We start from the raw sequence: 25473 nt of genomic DNA, 5'->3' as shown, positions 1-25473 counted from the left end.
GCCAGCCTCCCCTACTGGAGAGCGGCCCGGACGTCCTCGTCGAGGCTCGCCCGAGTCTTGCCGTAGTGGTCCGACAGGGCCTCGTCGATGGGTCTTCCCCGTCCCACCTCGCGGACCATCGTGAGGAACCGGCCCGTGCCGCCCCGCTTCACCAGCTCGCGGACCGCCACGGCGGAGGTGGCATAGGCGACCGTCGGGTTCCGCTGCATGATGAGGGACGCGCCCTCCATCTGCGCCAGCTTGGGCAGGGAGTTCGCCTTGGCGGCCTGGGCCATGTAGTTCCGGACCGACCGCTCGGGGTCCTCGCCTCCCAGGTAGCGCCACTCGACGTACTCGGCCAGGCCCTCGTTGAGCCAGACGGGGAGGTTGTTGCCGTCGCCGTCGCAGAAGTCATCCAGCGCGGCGTGTACGTACTCGTGGACCAGGGTGGCCTTGGTCTGCTGCGTCAGCTCCGCGGCGTCGTTGATGCGGATGGCGTTGTCGGAATAGAGCCCGGCCACCGCTCGCGCCTTCGCCGCGCCGAAGTGCGTCTGGAACTCCGCGAGTGTGTACAGGATGATGTCCACCGGCGCCTGTCGCACCTCGCCCAGCATGCTGCGGGTGAAGTCGTAGGCCTCGTCCAGCGCGGCGACGATTCGTCCCTCGTACTCCGCGCGCTGGCCGAAGTCGCGCTGGTTGTTGAAGTACTTGATGACGAAGCGGCTGTTGGAGCGCGTCCGCATGCCGTCCGCGCCGGTGCCCGACTCGTAGTTGAGGCTGGCCGAGCGCGTGGAGCCCCGGCCCTGGCCGGCCACCGCGGGCTGGGCTTCGGCCGTGACGGTGGGCCGCCCGCTCGTGGCGCCATTCATCCGCAGCTCCAGGCGCTCCGCCTCCCGCCGCGCGGCGGTCTCCTCCGTCGTCTTGGCGCGGGCCTGCACGAGCAGCCGCTTCGCTTCCGTGGCCTCCTTCGACTTCGCCGGCACCTTCTCCAGCGCCGCCACGGCGCCCGCCGCGTCCTGTTCCTCCATCAGCAGCCGCCCCAGCTCCAGGCCGAAGGCACCGTCCTTGGGGTACTGGGCCAGCCCCTTGCGCAGGGCGGCTTCCGCGGTGGCCCGCTGGTCCGTCTTCCGCGCGGCCCGGGCCAGGCACCGCAGCGCGCCCGCGGACTCCTCGTAGACGGTGGCGCGCTCGCCCAGTGAGTACGCCATTACCGGGTCCTCGTCCTTCAGCGCCTCGCAGCCCTTCTGGAGCGCCGTGGCGACGGTGCCCCGCTGCGGGGCGGGCACGTCCGATGCCTCTCCGGCCGAGAAGGCCAGATAGAGCTCCTCCCAGGCGCGGCTGGCGGCGAGCGACTTCGCCTTCTGTCCGGGAGAAGAAGGGGCGGCGGTCAGCAGCAGGGCGGAGAGCAGGGCGGCGGGGCTCATGCCCTGAGTATCGCCGGACACGGGCGCACGGGCGCAAGGCCCTGCCCCCGGATGGGTGTTACTTGCGGGCCACCTGCCAGCCCAGCCGGTGGAGCGCGCGCTCCAGCTCCTCGATTTGCGCGGGCCCGGTGGTCTCCAGCGTCACCTCCACCATGGCCTCCCCCAGGCCCGCCTTGGAGAAGGCGCGCTCGTGGTGGATCTCCACGACATTGGCGCGCAGGTCGGCCACCTGCGTGGTGAGCTTCGCCAGCATGCCGGGCCGGTCCGGCAGCCGGACCTCCAGTTGCACCAGACGACCGGCCTTCACCAGGCCGCGCTCGATGATGCGGCTGATGACGTTCATGTCGATGTTGCCACCGCTCAAGATGATGGCGGTGCGCCGGCCCCGCGCGGAGGGAACGTCACCGCTGAGCAGCGCCGCCAGGCCCACCGCGCCGGCGCCCTCCACCACGCTCTTCTCCTGCTCCAGGAGGGTGAGGATGGCGGCGGCAATCTCCTCCTCGTCCACCGCCACCACCTCGTCCACGTACTTCTGCACCATGGGGAAGGTGAGGTCGCCCACGCGCTTGACGGCGATGCCGTCCGCGATGGTGGTGCCCGCGGCGGCCAGCAGCACGCGCTCGCCCGCCTCCACCGACGCCTTCATGCTGGCGATGGTCTCCGCCTGCACGCCCACCACGCGGATGTCGGGCCGCGTCTCCTTCAGCGCGCACGCGATGCCGGAGATGAGCCCGCCACCGCCAATGGGGACGAGCACCACCTCCAGGTCGGGGCACTGCTCCAGCAGCTCCAGGCCGATGGTGCCCTGGCCGGCGATGACGTGCGCGTCATTGAAGGGGTGGATGAAGACGCGGTCCTCCGCCTTCTGGATGCGCAGCGCCTCCGCGTAGGCCTCGTCGTAGTTGGTGCCCTTGAGCACCACGCGCGCGCCGTAGTCATCCCGCGTGCGCGACACCTTGATGAGCGGGGTGCGCTCCGGCATGACGATGGTGGCGCTCACGCCCAGCCGACGCGCGTGGTACGCCACGCCCTGCGCGTGGTTGCCGGCGGACGCGGCGATGACGCCCCGGCGCCGCTCGTCCTCGGTCAGCGTCAGCAGCTTGTTGAGGGCGCCGCGCTCCTTGAATGCCCCGGTGCGCTGGAGGTTCTCCAGCTTGAAGAACACCGCGGCGCACTCCGTCCGCTCCGTGAAGTAGTCCGACTGCGGGCACGGCGTGGGGCGGATGGCCGAGCGAAGGCGCTCGCGCGCGGCCTGGATGTCCTCGAGGGTGACCATGGGCGCGCCTCTATCGGATGCGAGCCCCGGGCGGAAGCGACACGAGGAAAGAGCGTGCTCCGCTGGCTGCCTGCCGCGCCGCGCTACGTCCAGCGCGTGACACGGCGGGCCGCGTCAGATGCCGCGCAGCACGGTGGCCTTGCCCACCCGGCCAATCGCCAGGATGTACGCGGCCGTCCGCATGGAGACCTTCCGGGAGCGCGCCACCTGCGCCACGCGCTCGTAGGCCTCCTTCATGGACTTCTCCAGCTCCGCGTTGACGCGGTCCTCCTCCCACGACAGGTGCTGGAGGTTCTGCACCCACTCGAAGTAGCTCACCGTCACGCCGCCGGCGCTGGCGAGCACGTCCGGCACCACGAAGATGCCGCGCTTCTCGAAGATTTCGTCGGCCTCCGGCTGGGTGGGGCCGTTGGCGCCTTCGATGATGAGCTTGGCGCGCACCGCGTGGGCATTCTCCCGGGTGAGCACGTGGCCCAGCGCCGCGGGGATGAGGACCTCACAGTCCGCGCCCAGCACGTCATCGTTGCTGCACGAAGCACCACCGCTGAAGCCCGCCACCGTGCCGGTGCGCTTCACGTGCTCGAAGAGGGACGGGATGTCCAGGCCCTGCGGGTTGCGCACGCCGCCCAGCGCGTCCGCCACCGCCACCACCACGCCGCCGTCCTCCCAGAGGAGCTGCGCGGTGTGGCCGCCCACGTTGCCGAAGCCCTGGAGCGCGAAGCGCGTGCCCTTCACCGGCAGGCCCAAATCACGCAGGATTTCACGCGCCACGTAGAGCAGTCCGCGGCCGGTGGCGGCCTCGCGGCCCTTGGAGCCGTAGAGCTCCAGCGGCTTGCCCGTCACCACCGCGGGAGAGTGGCCGTGGTAGCGCGAATACTGGTCCATGATCCACGCCATCACCTGGGGGTTGGTGTTGACGTCGGGGGCGGGGATGTCGCGCGTGGGGCCGATGACGTCCTGCACCTGGTCCACGAACTTCCGGGTGAGGCGCTCCAGCTCCTTGATGCTCAGCTGGGACGGGTCACAGGCGATGCCGCCCTTGGCGCCGCCATAGGGGACATTCACCACGGCCGTCTTCCACGTCATCAGCGAGGCGAGCGACGCGCACTCGTCCTGGTCCAGCATCGGGTGGTAGCGCAGGCCGCCCTTCATGGGGCCGCGGCTGTTGTCGTGCTGAATCCGGTAGCCGAGGAAGGTGCGAATCTCCCCGGAGTCCATCTCGATGGAGACCTGGACCTTCACCTCGCGCAGGGGCGTGGCGAGCAGCGTTTCGATGGGGGTGCCCACGTCCATGATCCGCGCGGCTTTGCGGAAGTAGTAGTTGGTACCCTCGACGGCGCTCATGTGTCGGCAAACTCCTGGATGGCGGCGCGCGAGACCTTAACAGAAGGGGTGCGCTACCATAGGAAACTGCCATGCCGCCCGAACCGCCGGACGCTTCCACCGTGAGCGGACACCTCCAGGGACTGGCCCGGCGCATCCGGACACTGCGGGAGCGGCGGGGACTCACCCAGGAGGACTTCGCCGCCCGCTGCGGCATCTCCGTGTCCTTCGCGTCCCTGCTGGAGCGGGGCGAGCGCAGCCCCAGCTACGAGACGCTGCTCCAGGTGGCCGCCGCGCTCCATCTCCCACTGTGGGAACTCTTGCGGCTGGAGGACACGCAGGACGCGGGTGGCCACCGGCTGGAGGCCTTCGTCCGGGGGCGCGGCCTGGCTCGCGCGGACGTGGACCGGTTGCTGTCGGTGGCGGAGGTGATGTTCGACGAGCCCACGTGGGCAACGGAGGACATCCAGGCCGTCCGGCCGGAGCCCGCCCGCTGCGGCGAGCCCGGCTGTGAGAAGCCGGTGCTCGCCCGGAGCCTGTGCGCCGCCCACTACCACCGTGAGCGGCGCAGGAAGGCCGCCAGTCCAGGGACCGGCGGCACCTGAGGGACTACTTCCGCTTGGCCTGCTCCACCTTGAGCGTGCGCTCGCCGTGGGGCTTGCCGTGCGTGGTCTCGAAGGCCGCCACGTCCTCGTCGGCGACGAAGACATACGCGTAGGTGGGGCGCAGGTCCGTGCGCAGCACCTTGCCAGCCGGAGCGCCCGCGGCCTCCAGCGCGGCGGCGACGCCCGCCTCGTCCAGCCCGTCCTGCTTGCCCAGGCCCACCCACAGACGTGTCTGGCCGGGAACCTCCGGCAGGGCCTCCGTGCGGGGACGGCGCTCCGTGCGCGCGCCACGCGGACGGTGACGCTCCACCTTCAGCGCCTTCTCGCCGTGGGGCTTGCCGTTGACGGCCTCGAAGCCGGGCGCGTCCTCCTCGGCCACGTAGGCGTAGCCGTAGGTGGGGCGCAGCAGGGTGCGCAGCACCTTGCCGGCCGGAGCGCCCGCGGCCTCCAGCGCGGCGGGCAGCTTCGCCTCGTCCATGCCGTCGTCCATGCCCAGGTTGATCCACAGCTTCGCCTCGCCGGGGCCCGCGTCCGGAGACGGGGGCGGGCGGGGCGTGGCGTCACGCTCCGTGCGCGGCTTGCTCTTCTCCACGCGCAGCGTCTTGGTGCCGTGCTGCTTGCCGTTGATGGTCTCGAAGGCGGCGGCGTCCTCCTCCGCCACGAAGACATAGGCGAAGGTGGGGCGCAGCTCGGCGCGCACCACCTTGCCCACCGGGGCGCCCGCGTCTTCCAGCGCCGTGGCGATGCTGCCCGGCCCCAGGCCATCCGCGGTCCCCAGGTTCACCCACAGCTTGGCTTCGCCCGGACCCGCCTCCAGCGCCGCCGCGCCGCGGCCACTCTCGCCGCCGCGCTCGCGCCGCGCGTCGTCACGGCGGGGCCGGCGCTCGCGCTCGCGCTCGGAGGACTCGCCACGCTTCTCGCGCCGGTCGTCGCGCTCCCGGTCGCGGCGCTCACCGCCACGCTCCTTGCGCTCGCCGCGCTCGCGCCGGCCGCCCTCGCGGCTCTCGAACTTGCGCTCCTGCGGAGGCTCACGCCCCTCCGCCGCCATCGCCGCGGCGGCCTTCTCCATGCGCAGGTGGCTGAAGAAGTACTTCAGCAGGAAGGCGATGAGGTCGTCGGCGTCCGCGCGGGGCTTGAGCTGCGCGGCCAGCGGCAGGAAGCCCTCGAAGACGGAGCCGCCCGCGGCCTCCTGGATTTCGCGCACGTGGCGCTCCGTCCACAGGCGCATGGCCTCTTCCGGGGCCGGCATCTCGCGCTTGTCGAACTTGATGCCGTACTTCTTCTCCAGCGCGGTGTACGTGGCCAGCTCGCGCCCGGAGAAGAGGTTGATGGCGGTGCCCTTGTTGCCGATGCGGCCGGTGCGGCCCACGCGGTGCAGGTACACCGCCGGGTCCTCCGGCAGCGAGTAGTTGATGACGTACTCCAGGCCGGAGATGTCGATGCCGCGCGCCGCGATGTCCGTGGCGACCATGAAGGCCACCTCGCCGCGCTTCACCTTGCCCATGACCCGCTCGCGCTCCTTCTGCGGCAGGTCGCCATTGAGCAGCTCCGCGTCGAAGCCGTTGCGGTTGAGCACCGCCGTCACCAGCGCCGTGTCATCCCGCGTGTTGCAGAAGATGATGGCGTTCTGCGGCTCTTCCTTCTCCAGCACGTAGATGAGGTTGCGCGGCTTGGGGAAGGCGTCCGACACGTCGTAGCGGATGTGGTGGATGTGCTCCACCGTGAAGACGTCGCCGGACAGCAGCAGCGTTTCCGCGTTCGTCGTGTAGCGCGCGATGAGGTTCTGGATGTCCGTGGGGACGGTGGCGCTGAAGAGCAGCACCTGGCGCGTCTTCGGAAGGCGGTCGAGGATGCGCGTGACTTCCTCGTAGAAGCCCTGGTTCAGCATCTCATCCGCTTCATCCAGGACGGCGTGGTCGCACGCGTCGAGCTTCAGGTTGCCGCGGTTGATGTGGTCGAACACGCGTCCCGGCGTGCCGACGATGATGGGGGTGCCTTCCTCCAGCGCGTCCTCCTGCTGCTTCATGGAGGCGCCGCCGTAGATGGCCGCGATTTTCAGCCCCTTGTGCTTGGCGAGCATCTTCAGCTCGTCCGCCACCTGGAGGGCGAGCTCGCGAGTGGGGCAGAGGATGAGCGCTCGGACGCGGCGCTCATCGGCGGGAATCTTCTCGAGCAGGGGTAGGCCGAACGCGGCCGTCTTACCGGTGCCCGTCTTGCTGCGAACGATGAGGTCTTTTCCCTCCATGGCGGGCCGGAAGGCGCGGGCCTGGACAGGGGTGGGGTTGGTATAACCGCGCTCCGCCAGGGCGAGGCGGATGGGTTCTGACAGGTTCATGTCGTCGAAGCCGATGTCCGCGATGTACTCGGCGGGACGCGTCGGGGCTTCGTCAGGCGCCGGACTCCCCGGCACGTTTGGCTCTTGGATGTCGCTCATCAGGCATGGGCATAGCCCCTGCATTACCCTGTGGCAACAATCGCGGCACTTTGCTGTATGGAGCCCCCATGGCGAATGGGAGGAAAAGAACCAAAGGTACGTCCCCCCGACCCCGCGTGAAACGGCCGGCCTCGCCCGGGGCTGGCGACGTCGTGGACGCCGAGGTGGAGGGGGCGGAAGTCGAGGCTCAATCGGACCCGGATTCCCTGGAGCCGGACGCGGCGGAGCTGGCGGAGGTCGAACCGGAGGCCGAACTGGACACCCCCGTGGTGCCCCCCCGGGCGCTCGTCCGCTCGGCGGAGACGGGGCTCACGCCCAGGGACCCCCTCCAGGCCTACATGGCCGAGGTGCAGCGCCATCCGCTCCTGACGCGGGAGGAAGAGCTCCAACTGGCCCGGCACTACAAGGAATCCGGGGATGTGAACGCCGCCTACCGGCTGGTGGCATCCAACCTGCGCCTGGTCGTCAAGCTGGCCCATGAGTACCACCGCAACCCGTTGTCCCTGCTGGACCTGGTCCAGGAGGGCAACATCGGGCTGATGCAGGCGGTGAAGAAGTACGACCCCGAGCGCGGCGTGAAGCTGAGCAGCTACGCCGCCTGGTGGATTCGCGCGTACATCCTTCGCTACATCATGGACAACTGGAAGATGGTGAAGCTGGGGACCACCGAGGCCCAGCGGAAGCTCTTCTTCAAGTTGCGCCAGGAGCAGGAGAAGCTCATCGCCCAGGGCTTCGAGGCCAGCCCCAAGCTGCTCGCCGAGCGGTTGAACGTCACCGAGCAGGACGTGGTGGAGATGGACCAGCGGCTGGGACACGACGAGATGTCCATCGACGCGCCCCTGGGCAACGACGACGACTCGCGGACCACCCGGGCGGACCGCTACCTGCCGTCCAACTCGATGCCGGCGGACGAGCGCCTGGGCGCCGAGCAGCTCAAGGCCCTCTTCCGGGAGAAGCTGTCCGAGTTCGCCCGGACGCTGGAGGGCAAGGAGCGCTTCATCTTCGAGAGCCGCCTCGTCTCCGACGAGCCCCTGACGCTCCAGGACATCGGCGACAAGTACGGCGTCAGCCGGGAGCGGGCCCGGCAGATTGAAGCGGCCCTCATCAACCGGATGCGTGAGTTCATGCGTGAGCACATCCCGGACTTCGACCTGGTGGCCAGTCCCAAGGCCTGACGGCGGGGGAGGGGCGAGGCGTCCGGCCGGGCACTGGCGATATGCTGGGGGCGCCCGGCCGTTCTCCTCGCACCTTCAGGGGACCCCCTCATGCACCGCTCCACCCGCCTCTCGGGAGTGTGTCTCGTCGTCGCCACGTTGCTGGCGCTCACGGGTTGTTCCGGCTCGATGCGCAAGAACTATGTGCGTGACAAGGCGGCCAGCCACGTCTACCGCCAGGAGTTGGCGCAGCTGTGGCCCCACGTCCAGGAGGTGCTGCGGGGCCACGGCTACTCGTGGAAGGAGATGCCGGGCCGCTACGTCCTGGAGACGGAGTGGCTGGACTCCGGCGGCGGCAGCCTGGGCCCAGGCACGGCGTCTCGCTTCCTGGTCCAGGGCATCGTGCTCACCAGCGGCGGCACGGCCCTGCGGGTGATGCGCGGAGACCGCATCACCCAGTCCATTGGCGTGGGTTACGTGGACAAGGAAATCAAGACGGACGAGGACTACGCCCAGGCCGTCAACAGCAGCCAGGCCAGCGGCGTCCTCCCCACCCGGCAGAACTACTTCCGGGACCTGGAAATCGAGCTGGAGATTCTCCGTCGCAGTGACCCGGAGGCGGCCGCGCGCTTCGACGCGGACGCGCTGGCCGCACACCCCTGAGTCCCGCGGCGGAACCCGCCCCTACTTCGACCAGGGGCGGGAGATGACGCAGGCGTTGATGCCGCCCACGCCCATGGACAGCTTGCCCGCGCAGCCCGCGGGCGCCTCGACGGCTTCGTCGAAGACGAAGCGGCCGTGCACGCGGGAAATCTGCTTGTTGAGCTCCGCTTCCTTCAGCGGCGTGGGGAACACCTTGCCCTGGCCGTAGCCCAGGTACTGCGCCGTCAGCTCCCAGCCGCCGCCGGCGGACATGCCGTGGCCGAAGGTGCCCTTGCGCGCCGTAATCAGCACCTGCTCGGGCAGCACGTCGCGCAGGTTCTGGACCTCCAGGTAGTCACCCGGGGTGGCGGTGGCGTGCAAGTCCCAGCTGCCCACGTCCTCCGGGGCGCAGCCAGCGGCGGCCAGGGCCTCGCGGATGGCCAGCGTGGGGCCTTCCTTGGACGGGGTGATGATGTGGTCGGCGTCCGCGGTGACGCCCACCGCGATGGGCTCCATGCCCAGCGGCTTGAAGCCCTTGGCCGCGAAGTGCTCCAAGTCACCCAGCACCCACACCACCGAGCCGCCCGCGATGTGCGTCCCGCGCAGCGCGGTGAGGGGCTTGGAGATGGCGGCGTCCGCGGAGATGACGCGGGCGTTGTAGAAGCCGCCCACCGTGAGCGGCATCGGCGGCGGGTCCGTCATGCCCATGACGACGGCCTTCGCCTGGCCCAATTGAATCGCGTTGATGGCCAGCCGCAGGCCGTAGCCGAACGACGAGCACGCGGCCACCGGGGCGAACGTCATGCCGGTGATGCGGCCCATCATCGAAATCTGCGAGGCCGGCGTGTTGTGGATGTTCCACAGCACGTTGGAGGACACGGCGTTCCACGGCGGCTCCGGCGACATCCACTTCTTCTGGAGCCGGGCGTTGCGCGTGCGCTTCTCCTTGATGACGGCCAGCTTGGCGGACTCCACGTCGCCGTCCTCGGGCACGCCAATGGCTTCGATTTCGCGCAGCTCGTCCAGGTACTCGCGCAGCTCCGGCGAGCGGCCCGCCCAGAAGTGCCACCACGCGTCCTCGGCCTCGTCGCGCGTGGCCTCGTCCACCGTGGACGGCTCCGGCGGAAGGCCGGGCAGTGGCTCCTGCGTCTCACGCCACTTCCGCAGGGCGCCGTTGCGCTCCGGCGCGGACCAGAAGCGGTCCCACCGGCGCTGGGCGCGGTACAGGTCCAGGGAGATGGAGCGGATGGTGGGCAGGTCGCCCAGGCCGGTGCCCACGTAGACGTGCGCGCGGGGCCCCAGCGCCTGCAGCTCCTGCTCCAGGCCCGGGTTCTGCGCCAGGGACTGGATGAAGGCGCCAATGGCGAACTGCGTCGGCTGGCCCATCTTCCGCTCGAGCTGCGAGAAGCGGCTGCCCGGGAAGCGCGCGTCAATCCACGGCTTGTAGTCGGCCAGGTCGAACTCTGGCATGCCGACGAGGAAGTTGTCGGGGCCGAAGCCGTTGAAGGGGGACAGCCAGCTTTCGGACGACGAGAGGTTGCGCTCGAACGCCTCGATGTTCCTGGACCGGGGGGCGACGACGCCCCAGCCGAAGATGCCTACTCTGCGCACGTGTGATTGTCCTTCGCCGCTAGGGGGCGAGCGGCTGAATCTTCAAGTTGTCGAAGTGAACCCGGTTCTTCCAACCGGAGAAGCCGAAGTACTGATTGCGTGGGCCCTCCAGCGGGACGGGGTCCTTGAGCGTCAGGTAGGGCTGGCCATCCAGCTCCCACGCCAGGGTGCCGCCGTTGCGGGTAATCTTGATGTGGTGGCGCTTGCCGGGCACCACCGCGGCGCCATCGCGCACCGCCCGATCATTCGTGTGCTCGTTCTGCCGGGCGATGGCGGACTGGGTGTTGCGCCAGCCACCGAAGATGATGACGTACCCGGTGGCGGTGTACTGCAGCCGCAGGTCGCCCGCGTAGAACGAGCGCCCGTCGCCCCACACCTCCACCTTGATGTCGCCCTCCGGGTTGTCCGTCCAGGCGTCGAATTCAATGGTGGCGTTGGTGGGAATGGGCTGCTTCAGCCACACCGGCCGGTTGTGCATCAGCTCCACCACCAGCGCCCCATCCACCAGTTTCACCGCGGAGGGGTTGGTGGCGTTCCACGCGTCACCCAGCGTGTCGCGGTTGAAGTCGTCCGCGTAGGGGCCGGGGGGCGGCGTGGGCGCGCGCGGCGCCGCCGTGAAGGGCAGCCGGTCCGGCGTGTCCACGCGCAGGTTGTCGTAGAAAATCTGGGACTCGAAGCCGGACAGGCCCAGCCGGTCCTGCCCTGGGCCCTTGAGTGGGAAGGGGTCGTCCAGCTCCAGCATCAGCTCGCCGTCGACGAACCAGCGCAGCAGCGAGCCCCGGCGCTCGATGCGCCAGTGGTACGTGCGCCCCGCCTGCACCGGCTGGCCTCGCAGCTCCACCCGGACCTTGGTGTTCTCCTTGAAATAGCCGCTGGCCTTCAGGTCCACGTTCTCCTGGCCTCCGCGAGCGGCGCGGCGCCGGAGGGCGTCCAGGGAGGGCGCGTTCATGTCGCGCCGGCCAATGACGGACGTGGAGTTGTTCCACCCGCCCTGCACCAGGATGTAGCCGGAGGCCGGGTCCACGCCGTTGCCGAAGAGCTCCACCCGGATGTCACCGGCGGGCAGCTCCGAGCGAACGTCGAATTCCACGGCGACGTCATCCGGCAGCGGGGCCTGCAGCCACAGCGGGTTGTTCTTCACGCCGGGAGCGAGCAGTTCGCCCTGCAGCACGCGCCAGTAGCCACCCGTGGAGAAGAAGTCGCGCTCCACCACGCTCGGGTCGGAGAAGTCCTGCGTGTAGGGCAGCTTCGCCGTCACCTCCGCCTGTCCGCGCAGCAGCGCGTAGTGGATGAGCGGGAACTGGATGACCAGGATGAGGCCGACGAGCACGGCCCACCCCTTGCGAGTCAGTCCCGTCGGCTTCACCCACGCGGTGCTCGCGGGAGGCTCCTGCCGGGGAGCGGGCTCCGTGGGGGACTCGTGCTGCTTCTCCTGACGCCTGGCCTGGCCCATCAATCCTTCCGGGGGGAAAGGCGGCGGAATCTACGCCCCGGGCAGGTGGACGTAAAGCACGGCCACCAGTCTCTGGGGGCTACTTGACCCCCCACCGTTTTTCGAGCGCATGTTGCTCCGCCTGCCGCACCTTGAGCCGCTCACGCTCCGCGCGAAGCTTGTCCGCCTCCTCGGGAGAGGGCCGGACGGCCAACTGGTACACCGCGCCGGCCACGGCGAAGAGGCCCGCGGCGATGATGACGCCCCAGGGCTTGCTGGCCACCGCCTGCACCACGCCGCCCACCTGATGGAGCGCCGCGAGCGCGCCGATGACGAGCATCCACGCACCCACCGCGGAAGCCACCATCACTGCCACCGGGCGTTGCAACATCGCGCCCACCAGCCCGCCGATGATGAAGCCCGGCACGAAGCCCAGCAGGAAGTCCTGCTGCCCGGCGATCTGCCCGGCCAGCAGGCCCAGCGGCACCCCCACGCCCAGGAAGGTGATGGCCGTGGGGAGCAGGAAGCCCAGCGCCATCAGCACCGCGGCGGCGATGGTGGCCATCTTCGTCACGTCCGGCAGGCCCAGTTTCATGACGAGCACGGGCGTCCACAGCAGGCCCAGCACCGCGCCAATGGGGCCCGCGAGCACGCGGAACAGCTTGCCCCCACCGGCGACGAGCAACGTCACGCCGGCGACACAGCACACGATGCCGGCCCACATGGGCAGCATCCGGTAGATGGCCACCCAGCCGGTTGGATTGAACGTCTGGTAAGCCCCGAGGGCCTGGAGGAGGCCTTCCATGGCAGATTCTCCTTGATGCGGTCCGCCGAAGCTTACGCGTATCGGACGATTGCGAGTACGAGCAGGAGCACGAAGACGGTGGCGGCGAGCAGGGCGAAGCCGTAGAGGGCGCGCGGGGTGGCGGTGCGCCGCAGCAACTCCTCCGCCTCCGCGCGGTCCTCGGCGGACGGACTGCCCGCGAGGATTCGCTCGGCGTCGCGCCGTGCACCAGCCACGTCGCCCGCCTCCTTCCGGGCCCAGGCGGCATGTGCCTCCGCCGAGCCGGGCGCCGGGGGCGTCTGTCCGCCTTTCGCCATGACGCCGTTCTATACCGGGGAATGCGCATACCCGTCGACGGTATATAGATACGCCCTATGTCCGCGCGGCGTCTGACCCGTCGAAACCTCTTGCTCGGCACCGCCGCGCTCGCCCCACTGCTGGCCCGGCGGGCGCATGCCTTCGGTGAGAAGAACCGCTTCATCCCCGCCGTGGCCCGTCACAAGGGCCGCTGGGATACACGGCTGTCCGGGCTGCGCCGCATCGCCTGGGAGCTCCAGCGCCGCACCTCCGTGGAAGTCGTGCCGGACGCGCGCCCGTTTCCGCTCAGCTCACCGGACCTCTTCGAATACCCGTTCCTCTACTTCGGCGGCGAGGGGGAGTTCCCCCCGCTGGAGGAGGCGGAGGTGGCCAACCTGCGCCGCTACCTGACGTACGGCGGCTTCATGCTCGCGGACGCCAACGACGCCAGCGACGGCGCCGGCTTCGATGCGTCCTTCCGCCGGGAGATGGCGCGGGTGCTGCCGCAGAGCCCGCTGGCCGAGGTGCCGTCGAAGCACGTGGTGTTCAAGTCCTTCTTCCTGCTGGACGCGGCGCCCGGGCGGGTGCTCAACAAGCCCCAGTTGATGGGCTGCAACCTGGGTAAGCGCGCCGCGGTGCTGTACTCGCAGAACGACCTGGCCGGGGCGTGGAGCCGCAGCGAGTCGGGTGACTACGAGTTCGACGTCTCGCCGGGTGGCGAGCCCCAGCGCGAGCTGGCGGTACGGCTGGGCATCAACGTCTGCATGTATGCCCTCTGCCTGGACTACAAGGACGATGCCGTCCACCTGCCGCTCATCCTCAACAAGCGGCGCTGAAGCACCGGCCCTCCGCCGAAAGCCTGGATGAATTCCCCCACGTTCAACGCCTGGAAGCTCGTCACCCTCTCGCCATTGCCACCGTGGGCGTTGGTCCTGCTCGCCCTGGGGCTGGTGCTGGGCGTGGCGCTGGCCGCCTGGGGCGTGCGCCGTGAGCCCTCGCGCGGGCGCCGGGTCCTGCTCTGGGCCCTGCGCGTCGGAGCCGGCCTGGCCGCGCTCTTCTTCCTGCTGGAGCCCGGCATCCGTCACCTGCAGGTGGCGCGCATGAAGAACCGCGTCGCGGTGCTGGTGGACCGCTCCGCGTCCATGAGCTTCCCCGCGGAGGTGGGCGGACGCACGCGCTCCGAAGAAGTGGCCGACTTCCTGGAACGGGCGGCGCCGCGCCTGGCGGAGCTGCAGGACCGCTTCACGGTGGAGCTGTATGGCTTCGACCCGGAGCTGGCGCCAGTGACGCCTGAGGCGCTGAAGACGCCCGCGCGCGCGGGCACCACGGACCTGCTCGCGGCGGTGCGTGCCGCGGCGGGGGCGGGGCAGGGCTCGCGCAAGCTGTCCGGGGTGCTGCTCTTCAGCGACGGCGCGGACAACACCGAGCTCAAGGCGGGCGTGGTGGGCCGGGCGCGCGCGGCGCTGGCGGACCTGAACGTCCCCGTCTCCACCTTCACCGTGGGGCAGGAGACGCTGAAGGACGTCGCCGTGGAGGGGCTGAAGGTGGATGACTTCGCCTTCGTGCGCAACTCGCTCACCGTGGAGGTGGAGATTCACGGCCGCGGCTTCGCGGGGCAGGACATCCCCGTGGTGCTCAGCCAGGAAGGCAAGACGGTCGCCAGCAAGGTGGTGCGGATGGAGTCCGCGGACGACGTGAAGCCCGTGGCCTTCACCTTCACCCCGGACCAGACGGGGCGCTTCGTCTACACGGTGACGGTGCCCACCTTCCCGGGCGAGGCCGTGGCGGACAACAACACGCGCTCCTTCACGCTGAAGGTGATTCGGGACCGCGTGCGCGTGCTGCTGGTGGTGGGACGGCCCTCCTGGGACGAGCGCTACCTGCGTGGCCTCTTGCGCCAGGACGCCAACGTGGACCTGGTGTCCTTCTACATCCTGCGCACGCTGTCGGACGACCCGGGCGTGGTGAACGACCAGCGCGAGCTGTCCCTCATCCCGTTCCCCATGGAGGAGATTTTCGACACGAAGCTGGACACCTTCGACGTCGTCATCTTCCAGAACTTCGGGCACTCGGACCCGTCGCTCTCCATCGCCGAGTACGAGCGCAACCTGGAGCGCTACGTCCACAACGGCGGCGCCTTCGTGATGATTGGCGGCGACAGTGTGCTGGGCGAAGGCCGCGCCACCATGCCCACGCTGATGGAGGCGCTGCCGGTGGCGGCCGCGGGCCCCGCCAACCTGGACGCCTTCAAGCCGCGTCTGACGCCCGAGGGCCTGCGCCACCCGGTGACGGGCATTGGCATGGGCGCCGCCAGCACGGAGGCCGCGTGGGCGGAGCTGCCGCCCATCCCTGGCGCCAACATGACGCAGGCGCGTCCGGGGGCCACGGTGCTGCTGGACCACCCGCACCAGACAGTGGGCGGGAAGAACGCGCCGCTGGTGGCCGTGTGGGACTACGGCCGCGGCCGCTCGCTGGTGATGGCCACGGACGCCTCCTGGTACTGGGCCTTCGCGGCGCACAAGGATGGCTCGCCCAGCCGCGCGTATGACCGCTTCTGGGGCAATGCGCTCCGGTGGCTGGTGAGAGACCCGGACCTGACGACGCTGAAGGTGACGGCGGACCCGCCGTCCGTGGAGCCGGGCCGGCCCGTGGGCGTGGTGGTGCAGGCGCGGATGGCGGACTACCAGCCGGCGCAGGACGCGCAGGTGCGGGTGGAGCTCTTCTCCGTCGCCACGCAGAAGCCGGTGGCGGTGCAGACGGGCACCACGGGGACGGACGGCGTGGTGCGGCTGGAGTTCGAGCCCCCCGCGCCCGGGCCCTACAAGCTGCTGGCCTCCGCGAAGAAGGGCGAGACGGACCTGGGCAAGGGCGAGGACGCGGTGGCCGTGCGCGCCGTGGGGCCCGAGTTGTCGGACGCGTCCGTGCGGCCGGAGTTGATGGCGCAGATCGCGAAGGAGACGGGCGGCAAGTCGTACAAGCTGCCGCAGGACGGCCTTCCGGATGTGCCGCTGTTGGATCCGCCGGTGGTGGAGGTGGGCCGCGCCAGGGACCAGCCGCTGTGGGACCGCTGGTACTACCTGGTGGCGCTCATCGCGCTGCTGGGCGCGGAGTGGTTCGCCCGCCGGCGCTTCGGCTACGTGTGACAGCGGCCTCTCCCAGTGCGAGGGAGAGGCCCGGTTGCTTCTCGCGTGGGGCGGACTACGACTTCTCCACCACGCCGCAGGCGATGCGGCCGCCCGCGTCGCCCGTCGGGTCGGTGTGGTAGTCGTCCTCCTTGGCGTGCACCACCACCGCGGAGCCGTCCTTGTCGAACAGCGACTTCAGGGTGAGACCGTTCTGCGAAAAGATGTCGAACTGCACCGTGCCGTCGCTCGCCACGTAGAGGTTGGGCAGGTCGCCTTGGTGCTTGCCCTTGGGCGCCAGCAGGCCGTGGGCCTTCTTGCTGGGGTTGAAGTGGCCGCCAGCCGTGGTGAAGGCGGGCCCCTCGCACTTGCCCACCTCGTGGATGTGGAAGGCGTGCTGGCCCGGCGGCAGGTTGCTCAGCTTGCCCTTGATGAGGACGCCTTGCTGGGTCTGCTCGAGGGTGATTTCGCCCACGTCCTTGCCCTCGGAGTCCTTCACCTGGGCCTTGGCCGTCTGGCCCTTGGGCTGCGTCTTCTTGTCCGCCGGCGGCGGCGTGCCCGCGTTCTCCTGAGCCAGGGCGGGGAGGGCGGCGGTCAGTGCGGCGGCGGTGAGCAGGGCTCGAATCTTCATGAGTGTGTCTTCCTCCTGGGACGTGCGCTACGGAGCGAAGATGGACACTAGCGGTTGCTCGTGCCCGCCGCTGGGGAAAGCAAGCGGGCACGCGAGCCATCTGCCCTGTAGCGCTCACTCCTCCGTGAGGGGCACGGGCACCACGCGAGAGGCGCCGAAGGCGGGCGCCCAGATGCCTTGGACTTCCGGCCCGTTGAGGAATCGGACCAGTGCCTGGAAGGCGGGCAGGGGGCCGCCCAGGCGTTCGGCCCACGCCAGGCCCTGGGGAGAGAGGTTGGGCACCAGCGGGCCCAGTTCGTCCCGTGTCTTCACGGACCGGGTGAGGCCCAGGCCCTCGTCGCGCAGGCGCTGCGGCACATAGAGCGGGGCGAAGCGCGCGTGGCGGTGGTCATGCACGCAGCCTTCGTCCTCCAGCAGCGCTGCCGACAGGGGCAGCTCGCGCACGTTGAAGAGCAGCTTCACCGCGCCCAGGTGCGGGTCATAGGGGCCGCGCAGCCGGTGGTCGCCACGGGGGACGAGCCGACGGTCCAGGTAGCAGTAGGCGCGGGCCTCGGGGGGAACGCTGCCGCGGTGGCGCGCGCCGCCGTAGCGATAGAAGGGCCGCACGTAGCTGGCGTCCACCTCCAGCGGTGGCCCGGCCTTCAGTGCGCGCAGCTTGGGCATCAACTCCTCTGGCAGGCCGTGCGCCTTCGCGAACTCGGGCAGGGCTTCTTCCGGCGTGGCCGCGAAGTCCTTCACGCGCGTGAGGAGCCGCTCCGGGTCGGCGTCCACCAGCAATTCGTCGAAGCGTGTCTTCACGCCGGGGAGGCTGACGGGGACGAGCCGTGTCAGGGGCTCACCGCTCTGTCGCCAGCGGGCATCCAGGGCGGAGGCCTCGGGCGCGGTGGGCGCGAGCCGCCACTCGGGGGGCTCGGGGGTGAAGTGAGTTCCGATGCCCCGGCGCTCGAAGCGCGGGGCGGGGTGGGGGCCCGGGAGGGAGCTCCACACGGTGATGCAGGTCCGCACCTGCGTGCCCGCGAATGCGCCGGGGCCCAGGTCCACCACCTCGCGCAGGGAGAGCGTCTCCAGCAGCGACTGGCGCAGCGGCGCGTACATGAAGGCGTCGAGGAAGCTCGCGGGGGTGATGAAGGCGAGCGCGCCGGGGCGGGTGGCCAGCCGGTGCGCGGCCACCAGGAGGAAGAAGGCGAAGTCGTCGCGCAGGCTGGTGCCGGGCATCAGCGCCAGGGGGAGCAGGGCGCGCAGCCGGGCATAGGTGCCCGGGTCCTTCAGCACGGAGGAGGTTCCGTTGTAGGGCGGGTTGCCCACCCACAGCTCCTGGTGCTCCGGCGGAGTGGTGGCGAGCAGGGGCTCCAGTCCGTCTCGCAGCGCGTCTCCCGCGCGCACGGTGGCCTCGGGCACGCGGGCCTGGCAGAGGCGGGCGACCTCGGGGTCCAACTCAAGGCCGCAGAGCCGGACGCCGGGCCGCAGCCGCGAAGCGGCGGTGAGGAAGGCGCCCGCGCCGCACGAGGGGTCCACGACGGTGAGGGGGCCTCCCCCTACGTGCTGGAGTGCGAGCGCGAGGGTGCGTTCCGCCAGCGGTGCAGGCGTGAAGAAAGCACCCACGGCCTTACGGTCCAGGCTGGGGAATTGAAGGACGAGCTTCTCCTCATCCACTTCCAGCGGCCTATGCGCGGTGCGTGGCATGGAACCGCATCCTACCCAGCGTGGTGCGGAGTGAACGTCGAGGGCCTGCTTTCTGGCGGGTGTTTCAGCGAGTTGTGCGCTTGGCATCAACATACCTGCCCTGGAGTCGCAGGCGTGTGTGATGCCTGGGGGCTCGCTGCCGTGTTGTTACAGGTTGGCTCAGGAACGTGGCGGGTGCGCCAAGATTCCCGGAGGCTCGCGAGTCGATGTCGTGGCGTGTTTGCGTGGGCTCCGGGCCGGATGGGCAGCAAGCCTTGAGCTGGTGCCGCCCCTCCTGTGCCTCAATGTGTGAGGCTGTCTTGCGTGCTGACCGGTGCCGTCAGTCCACAAGCGCGGTTGGCGGGAACCGCCACGTCGATGAGCTTGGGCTTCGGCAGGCCCAGGTTGTTCATGAGCTGGATGAAGCCGTCGCGGCTCCGGCCGGCCACGCGCGGGTTGTGCCGCTTCTCCTCGCCGATGGTCGTCACCGTCAGCCCTTTGTAGTCATGGGCCGGGTACACGAGCGTCTCATCGGGAAGCGCGAACAGCACTCGGGTGATGGAGTCATACAAGGTGCCGGCGTTCCCATTCTGGAAGTCTGTCCTGCCATTGCCACGGATGAGCAGGGCATCCCCGGTGAAGACACGGTCTCCCAAAAGGTAGCTCACGCTGTCATCCGTGTGGCCCGGCGTCGCGAGCACCTGGAGCGTGAAGGTCCCGGCGCGCAGCGTGTCGCCATGCTTCACGTGGATGTCAGCGCACGGTGCCCCAGCTGTGCCGCCCACCACCTTGGCGCCCGTGCGAGTCCGGAGCAGGCCGGACGCAGTGACATGGTCCGCGTGCACGTGCGTGTCGAGCACATGGGTGAGGGAGAGGCCAAGCTCCCGCAGCAGCGTGAGGTCCCGGTCGAGCTTCTCCGCGAAGGGGTCGATGAGGAGTGCCGTTCCTCGTTCCTCGTCCCCAAGCAGATAGGTGTACGTCGACGACGTCGTGTCGAAGAGCTGGCGGAAGAGCATGGTTGCCTCCAGGGCATCGAGAGCCAGGGCTCCGTCGATAAGCTTCACCCTGTGAGGAGCATTGGCTGGAATCGGACGCCCGTTCCGCCTCCGTCCCGTCCAGGAAGTGCCCGGCCGCCGGTACGGGGGCCATGCGAGCGCCCGCGACCTAGAGCCCGTGGCCGCAGTGCTTGCAGAAATGCGCATCCAGGTCATGCCCCTGCTGGCCACAGGCGGGGCACGCCCGGTTGTCCACCGCGTGCCGCGTGGCGGCGGCCAGCTCCACGGAGACGATGCCCGTGGGCACCGCGATGATGCCGTAGCCCATCACCATCAGGATGGAGGCGATGAACTGCCCAGGTGCCGTCTTGGGGGTGATGTCGCCAAAGCCGACCGTCGTCACGGTGACGATGGCCCAGTACATGGCGCGCGGGATGCTGTCGAAGCCGTTCTCCTGGCCCTCCACCACGTACATCAGCGCGCCCATGATGACGACGATGGTCAGCACGGTACCCAGGAAGACGGTGATTTTCGGGCGGCTGGCGCGCAGCGCGGTGAGCAGCACCTCCGCCTGGCCGAGCAGGTGCGTCAGCTTGAGCACGCGGAAGACGCGCAGCAGCCGCAGCACTCGAATCGCCAGCAGGGACTGCGCCCCGGGAATCAGCACGCTCAGGAAGGTGGGCAGGATCGCCAGCAAATCCACCAGCCCGAAGAAGCTGCGGGCGTAACGCAGCGGCTTGCTGACGGAGAAGAGCCGGAGCAGGTACTCCAGGGTGAACAGGCCCGTGAAGAACCACTCGACGCCGAGCAGCACGCTCCCGTACTGGGCCCGCACCGAGGCGACGCTCTCCAGCATCACCGCGATGATGCTGAAGAGGATGGCCCACAGGAGGCCGACGTCGAATGCCCTGCCCGCGGGCGTCTCCGCCTCGAAGATGATTTCGTGCAACCGACCGCGGAGGCCCTCGGTGGGGCCCTGCTCTGAGGCGTTGGACACGGGCCCAGTGTAGGCGACCCGTGCCCCAGGGGAATGCCCGTCCTCAGGCCTCGGCTTCGCTACCCGAGGCAGCGGGGCGGGACTGCTCCGCGGCCGGCTTCGATGCCACCGACGCCACCGCGGGGGCCGGCTGGGGCGCCCCCACGTGCATCCGGTGCTTCACCTCGGCGAAGCGGGCGGCGGACTCGTGCTCGGGGAAGAGCAGCGACACCGCCGCGCCCACGATGAACGCCAGGGGAATGGTGATGACGCCCGGGTTGCGCAGGGGGAACAGCGCGGACGTGTTGCCCAGGAGGTCCACCTGCACCGTGGGGGACAGGAAGATGAAGAGCACCGAGCTGATGGCGCCCGTGAGCATGCTGGCCACCGCGCCATTCGTGGTGAACTTCTTCCAGGCCATGGACAGGAGCAGCGCCGGGAAGTTGGCGCTCGCCGCGATGGCGAAGGCAAGACCCACCATGAAGGCCACGTTCTGCCCCTTGAAGGCCACGCCCAGGATGATGGCCAGGACGCCCAGGAAGAGGCTGGCCAGCCGGGCTACCTTGAGCTGCTCCGCCTCGGGGGCCTGGCCCTTGCGCACCACGCTGGACCACAAGTCATGGGACAGCGCCGCCGCGCCGGACAGCGTCAGGCCGGCCACCACCGCCAGAATCGTGGCGAAGGCGACGGCGGAGATGAAGCCCAGGAAGCCCGTGCCACCCACGACTTCGGCGAGCATGGGCGCTGCCATGTTGCCGCCCTTGTCCACGCCGGTAATCGCCTGACGGCCCACCAGCACGGACGCGCCGAAGCCCAGGATGAACGTCACCAGGTAGAAGTAGCCGATGAGCCCCGTGGCGTAGAAGACGCTGCTGCGCGCCGCCTTCGCGTCCGGCACGGTGTAGAAGCGCATCAGGATGTGCGGCAGGCCCGCGGTGCCGAACATCAGCGCCACGCCCAGGGAGATGGCCTCCAGCGGGTTGTTCACCAGCTTCCCAGGTGCCAGCACCTCCGCGCCGTATTGGGTGGCGGCCTCGTTGAAGAGCCGCAGCGGGCTGAAGCCGAACTTGGACAGCACCATGCCCGCGAGCCCCGTGGCGCCTGCCAGCAGCAGCACCGCCTTGACGATCTGCACCCACGTGGTGGCAATCATCCCGCCGAAGAGCACGTAGAGAATCATCACCGCGCCCACGATGATGACCGCCATCTCGTAGGACAGGCCGAACAGCAGGTGGATGAGATTGCCGGCGCCCACCATCTGCGCAATCAGATAGAAGCTGACCACGGTGAGCGTGCCCACCGCGGCCGACAGCCGCACCGGGGTCTGCTTCAGCCGGTAGGCCACCACGTCCGCGAAGGTGTACTTGCCCAGGTTGCGCAGGGGCTCGGCGATGAGGAACGTCACGACCGGCCAGCCCACCAGCCAGCCCACGGAGTAGATGAGCCCGTCGAAGCCGGACGTCGCCACCAGGCCCGCGATGCCCAGGAAGCTGGCGGCGCTCATGTAGTCGCCCGCGAGCGCGAAGCCGTTCTGCGCCGCGCTCACGCCGCCGCCCGCGGCGAAGAACTCCGAGGTCGTCTTCGTCTTGCGTGCCGCCCAGTAAGTAATCGCCAGGGTGATGCCGACGAAGATGAGGAAGAACAGGATGGCCGTCGCGTTCGGCTGGCCGAGCTGCGTCGTCGTTTCTGCCGGGTTCATGCCTGCCTCACTTCCCACCGCGGAGTTGGTGCAGGGCGCGGTCGTACTTCCCGTTCGCCCACAGCATGTAGATGCCCGTCAGCGCCCAGGCCGCGACGATGACCAGCGCGCCCAGCAGGATGCCAATGGACAGGCCGGGGACGAACTGCTGCCCCATGAGCGGCTTGTTGAACGCCACCAGCAGGATGAAGCCCAGGTACGCCACCAGCGTCGTCACGGTGAGCACGCCGGCCACGCGCCAGCGCGCCGCCGCGAGTGCTTCCAGCGCTTCCTCATTCGGATTCGTGGACATGGGGTTTCTCCTCCGGTCAGCGCTTCGCCTGTGGGGGTGTGGCCTTCGCGAGCAGTTCGTCGAGCACCGCCGGGTCCGCCAGGGTGCTGGCGTCACCCAGGTTCTCCACCTCGCCCGAGGCAATCTTGCGGAGCATGCGGCGCAGAATCTTCCCGGAGCGCGTCTTCGGCAGGCCGTTGACCAGCACCACCCGGTCCGGCGTGGCGATGGGGCCAATGACATGCCGGACCTGCTCCTTGAGCGCGCCCACCATTTGCTCGGAGCTGGACTCCTGCCAGTCCGGCTTCACCGTGACGAACGCGCACACGCCCGTGCCCTTGAGGTCGTGCGGGAAGCCCACCACGGCGGCCTCGGCGACGGCCTCATGGGCCACCAGCGCGCTCTCCACCTCGGCGGTGCCCAGGCGGTGCCCGGAGACGTTGAGCACGTCATCCACGCGGCCGGTAATCCAGTAGTACCCGTCCTCGTCGCGGCGGCACCCGTCACCGGTGAAGTACAGGTTGGGGAAGCGCGCGTAGTACGTCTCCTTGAAGCGCTGGTGGTGGCCGTACAGCGTGCGGGCCTGCCCCGGCCACGAGCGCGCCAGGCACAGGTTGCCGCTGACGCCGTTGCCTTCGATGACGCGGCCCTCGTCGTCCACCAGCACCGGCTCCACGCCGAAGAAGGGCAGGGTGGCGGAGCCCGGCTTGGTGGGCGTGGCCCCCGGCAGCGGCGCAATCAGGATGCCGCCCGTCTCCGTCTGCCACCACGTGTCCACCACCGGGCAGCGGCCTTCGCCCACGACGTCGTGGTACCAGCGCCACACCTCCGGGTTGATGGGCTCGCCCACGCTGCCCAGGAGGCGCAGCGACTGGCGCGAGGACTTCTTCACCCACGCGTCACCCTCCTTGATGAGCGAGCGCAGCGCGGTGGGCGCGGTGTAGAGGATGGTGGCCTTGAGGTCGTCCACCACGCGCCACAGCCGCCCCGCGTCCGGGAAGGTGGGCGTGGACTCGAACATCACCGTGGTGGTGCCGTTCATCAGCGGCCCGTAGAGGATGTAGCTGTGGCCGGTGACCCAGCCCAGGTCCGCCGCGCAGAAGTAGACGTCCTCCGGCTGGATGTCGAAGACGTAGCGGAACGTGGTGGCCGCGTAGACGAGGTAGCCGCCCGTGGTGTGCAGCACGCCCTTGGGCTTCCCCGTGGAGCCGGACGTATAGAGGATGAAGAGCGGGTCCTCGGAGTCCATCCACTCCGCGGGACAGACGCCGCGGTGCTTCGCCATCTCCGCGTCCAGCCAGTAGTCGCGGCCGGCGAGCATGGGCACATCCTTGCCCGTGCGGCGCACCACGAGGATGGACTCCACCAGGGACAGGCCCTCCACGGCCTCGTCTGCGATGGCCTTGGTGGCCACGAACTTGGGGCCTCGCGGACCTTCGTTGGCGGTGATGAGCACCTTGGCGCCGGAGTCGAGAATCCGCTCGCGCAGGGCCTCCGATGAGAAGCCGGCGAACACCACGGAGTGCACCGCGCCGATGCGCGCGCACGCGAGCATGGTGTAGGCGAGCTCCGGCACCATGGGCAGGTAGATGCAGACGCGGTCGCCCTTGCGCACGCCGTGCGCCTTCAGCACGTTGGCCACGCGGCCCACGTGGTGCTGGAGGTCGCGGTAGGTGATGGATTCGTATTCGCCCGGCTCGTTCTTCGCCCAGATGATGGCGACCTTGCCGGGGCGCTCCTTGGCGTGCCGGTCGATGCAGTTGTAGGCCGCGTTGAGCTTGCCGCCGCCGAACCAGGAGAAGTCCACCTGTTCGGCGTCCAGGTCCATGATGGCGTCTGGCTTGTGGAACCAGGTGAGCTGTTCGGCCATCTCACTCCAGAAGGCCTCGGGCTGCTGGATGCTGCGCTGGTAGAGGCGCTGGTAGTCCTCCAGGCTCTTCACGTGGGCTTTGCGGCTGAAGGCGTCCTTCGTGGGAATGAGCGCGTCCTGCGTCTGGGCCATCGTCGGCATCCTTGGGGGTGGAGGAGGGTTAGTAGAAGAGCTGCAGCTGGCTCGTGCCCGTCACGGAGGCACGCGCCTGGGAGATGTCGCCCGTCCACGCGACGGCGACCTCTGTCCGGAGGTTGAGCGTGTGCTTCTGGAACCAGATGTTGAAGCCGGGCTTGAGCGCGAGCAGGTCCTGGCCGTCCACGCGCGCCTTGAAGTACTCGCCGGAGATGAGCGGCTGGAGCTTGCCGAAGCGCCAGCCCGTCTCCGCGTAGAAGCCCGTGCCGCTCTGTGGGTTGTCCAGGCCCTGGCGGTAGTGGAAGAGGGTGGCGTTGAAGACGAACTCCTGGTCGTTCGCCAGGGGCACGTCGAGGAACACGTCCGCGGCCGTGCCCAACGAGTCATGGAGACCGGACTCCGTGGCCACTGCTTTGGGCTGGTAGTCGGCGCCGATGCCCACCGACAAGCGCGGCTCGGAGGCGAAGTAGATGCCTTGGAAGAAGAGGTCCTCCTCGCGCGTGAAGAAGTTCCAGCGCGCCATCGCCGTGACGCGAGGCAAATCGTCCGGGTTGAGCACGGTGCCATCCGGGGTCGTCTTGCCGTTGACGCCATTGAAGATGGCGGCCCGGAAGCCCAAGGGGCCGGCGAAGCCGCGGACCTGCACGCCGATGTCCCGCCACACCTTGCCCACGCCAGGTGCCCAGCGGACCAGGTTGGAGTGGTAGTCCACTGCCTGCAACGCGATGGCGCCCTGGAGGACATGGCGCGTCAGCGGCGGCAGCAGCATGCCCACGTCAATCCAGACTTTCTCCGCCACCTCGTAGGAGATGAACGCGTCCTGGATGAAGAAGGCGACGTTCCAGTCGCCGTTCTTGCCGTAGTTGGGCTGGTCCGTTTCGGCGAAGAACGACAGTTTCTGGGTGATGTTGCCGAAGACGAGCAGGCGCGTGCGCCGCAGGAACATGTCGGAGCTGGGGCCGCCGGACGGCGCGCCTTTGTCGACAATCTGGAGCTGCGGCTGCAGGAGGATGGCGACGTTGAGGTAGGACTCCTCGCTGAGGGGAATCTTGAATGCGCTCGACGGAGTGGCTGACAGCAGGACCGCGAGCGCGGCCATGAACGACAGCATGCGTGCGGGGGCAGTGCGCATGCTCCAGCACAGAGCAACG

General features: G+C 69.4%; 21 protein-coding genes. 5 read left to right on the top strand and 16 right to left on the bottom strand.

What is annotated here, in order from left to right:
- Positions 1-11: 11 nt before the first annotated feature.
- The 3 genes from BHS09_RS30140 to BHS09_RS30130 form a co-directional block, all read right to left on the bottom strand.
- Entirely contained in the window at positions 12-1403 is a 1392-nt protein-coding gene (locus BHS09_RS30140; protein WP_174258934.1) for a peptidase MA family metallohydrolase, read from the bottom strand.
- A gap of 58 nt (positions 1404-1461) precedes the next feature.
- Positions 1462-2679 (bottom strand): threonine ammonia-lyase, encoded by a 1218-nt coding sequence (gene ilvA, locus BHS09_RS30135; protein ID WP_140794871.1) that lies wholly within the window; start codon positions 2677-2679, stop codon positions 1462-1464.
- Positions 2680-2793: 114 nt separating this feature from the next.
- The gene (locus tag BHS09_RS30130) at positions 2794-4023 is read right to left on the bottom strand and encodes a Glu/Leu/Phe/Val family dehydrogenase (RefSeq protein ID WP_140794870.1); all 1230 of its coding nucleotides are present in this window, start codon (positions 4021-4023) and stop codon (positions 2794-2796) included.
- A gap of 71 nt (positions 4024-4094) precedes the next feature.
- Between BHS09_RS30130 and BHS09_RS30125 the strand changes: the two genes are divergently transcribed.
- Entirely contained in the window at positions 4095-4607 is a 513-nt protein-coding gene (locus BHS09_RS30125) for a helix-turn-helix domain-containing protein (RefSeq protein ID WP_140794869.1), read from the top strand.
- Positions 4608-4611: 4 nt separating this feature from the next.
- On the opposite strand, the gene BHS09_RS30120 is transcribed toward BHS09_RS30125, so the two are convergent.
- Positions 4612-7041, bottom strand: a complete 2430-nt coding sequence (locus BHS09_RS30120) for a DEAD/DEAH box helicase (RefSeq protein WP_140799742.1) — start codon at positions 7039-7041, stop codon at positions 4612-4614.
- A 68-nt stretch (positions 7042-7109) separates the two neighbouring features.
- Between BHS09_RS30120 and BHS09_RS30115 the strand changes: the two genes are divergently transcribed.
- Complete coding sequence (locus BHS09_RS30115; RefSeq protein ID WP_140799741.1) at positions 7110-8216, top strand: sigma-70 family RNA polymerase sigma factor; 1107 nt, start codon at positions 7110-7112, stop codon at positions 8214-8216.
- 90 nt (positions 8217-8306) lie between these two features.
- Positions 8307-8858, top strand: coding sequence for a hypothetical protein (locus tag BHS09_RS30110; protein WP_140794866.1), 552 nt, complete (start codon positions 8307-8309; stop codon positions 8856-8858).
- A 21-nt stretch (positions 8859-8879) separates the two neighbouring features.
- On the opposite strand, the gene BHS09_RS30105 is transcribed toward BHS09_RS30110, so the two are convergent.
- The 4 genes from BHS09_RS30105 to BHS09_RS30090 form a co-directional block, all read right to left on the bottom strand.
- A complete protein-coding gene (locus BHS09_RS30105; protein WP_140794865.1) occupies positions 8880-10448 on the bottom strand; it encodes a beta-ketoacyl synthase N-terminal-like domain-containing protein in 1569 nt (522 codons plus the stop codon).
- A gap of 19 nt (positions 10449-10467) precedes the next feature.
- Positions 10468-11901, bottom strand: a complete 1434-nt coding sequence (locus BHS09_RS30100) for a DUF6250 domain-containing protein (protein WP_140799740.1) — start codon at positions 11899-11901, stop codon at positions 10468-10470.
- A 79-nt stretch (positions 11902-11980) separates the two neighbouring features.
- Positions 11981-12685 carry a hypothetical protein gene (locus BHS09_RS30095; protein WP_140794863.1) on the bottom strand — a complete coding sequence of 235 codons (705 nt, stop codon included), beginning with the start codon at positions 12683-12685 and terminating at the stop codon, positions 11981-11983.
- A 32-nt stretch (positions 12686-12717) separates the two neighbouring features.
- Positions 12718-12981, bottom strand: coding sequence for a molecular chaperone DnaJ (locus tag BHS09_RS30090; RefSeq protein WP_140799739.1), 264 nt, complete (start codon positions 12979-12981; stop codon positions 12718-12720).
- A gap of 57 nt (positions 12982-13038) precedes the next feature.
- Between BHS09_RS30090 and BHS09_RS30085 the strand changes: the two genes are divergently transcribed.
- A complete protein-coding gene (locus tag BHS09_RS30085; protein ID WP_140794861.1) occupies positions 13039-13797 on the top strand; it encodes a DUF4159 domain-containing protein in 759 nt (252 codons plus the stop codon).
- 27 nt (positions 13798-13824) lie between these two features.
- Positions 13825-16104 (top strand): glutamine amidotransferase, encoded by a 2280-nt coding sequence (locus tag BHS09_RS30080; protein WP_140799738.1) that lies wholly within the window; start codon positions 13825-13827, stop codon positions 16102-16104.
- A gap of 55 nt (positions 16105-16159) precedes the next feature.
- Here BHS09_RS30080 and BHS09_RS30075 read toward each other — a convergent pair whose 3' ends face one another.
- From BHS09_RS30075 to BHS09_RS30040, 8 genes are all read right to left on the bottom strand, one after another.
- Positions 16160-16714, bottom strand: a complete 555-nt coding sequence (locus BHS09_RS30075) for a superoxide dismutase family protein (RefSeq protein ID WP_140794859.1) — start codon at positions 16712-16714, stop codon at positions 16160-16162.
- A 114-nt stretch (positions 16715-16828) separates the two neighbouring features.
- The gene (locus BHS09_RS30070) at positions 16829-18397 is read right to left on the bottom strand and encodes an HsdM family class I SAM-dependent methyltransferase (RefSeq protein ID WP_174258933.1); all 1569 of its coding nucleotides are present in this window, start codon (positions 18395-18397) and stop codon (positions 16829-16831) included.
- Positions 18398-18678: 281 nt separating this feature from the next.
- The gene (locus BHS09_RS30065) at positions 18679-19392 is read right to left on the bottom strand and encodes an MBL fold metallo-hydrolase (RefSeq protein WP_140799737.1); all 714 of its coding nucleotides are present in this window, start codon (positions 19390-19392) and stop codon (positions 18679-18681) included.
- A 148-nt stretch (positions 19393-19540) separates the two neighbouring features.
- The gene (locus BHS09_RS30060; RefSeq protein WP_140794856.1) at positions 19541-20368 is read right to left on the bottom strand and encodes an ion transporter; all 828 of its coding nucleotides are present in this window, start codon (positions 20366-20368) and stop codon (positions 19541-19543) included.
- Between the two features lie 43 nt (positions 20369-20411).
- Complete coding sequence (locus BHS09_RS30055) at positions 20412-22046, bottom strand: sodium:solute symporter family transporter (protein ID WP_140799736.1); 1635 nt, start codon at positions 22044-22046, stop codon at positions 20412-20414.
- A gap of 7 nt (positions 22047-22053) precedes the next feature.
- Positions 22054-22338: a DUF485 domain-containing protein gene (locus tag BHS09_RS30050; RefSeq protein ID WP_140799735.1), complete on the bottom strand. Its 285-nt coding sequence runs from the start codon at positions 22336-22338 to the stop codon at positions 22054-22056.
- Between the two features lie 16 nt (positions 22339-22354).
- The gene (gene acs / locus BHS09_RS30045) at positions 22355-24319 is read right to left on the bottom strand and encodes an acetate--CoA ligase (RefSeq protein WP_140799734.1); all 1965 of its coding nucleotides are present in this window, start codon (positions 24317-24319) and stop codon (positions 22355-22357) included.
- A gap of 28 nt (positions 24320-24347) precedes the next feature.
- Positions 24348-25454, bottom strand: a complete 1107-nt coding sequence (locus BHS09_RS30040) for a hypothetical protein (RefSeq protein ID WP_237079908.1) — start codon at positions 25452-25454, stop codon at positions 24348-24350.
- Positions 25455-25473: the final 19 nt, after the last annotated feature.

This window comes from Myxococcus xanthus, assembly GCF_006402735.1.
Lineage (GTDB): Bacteria > Myxococcota > Myxococcia > Myxococcales > Myxococcaceae > Myxococcus > Myxococcus xanthus_A.
The sequence above is the reverse complement of the archived record's forward strand: the minus strand, read 5'-3'. Positions and strand labels throughout refer to the sequence as shown.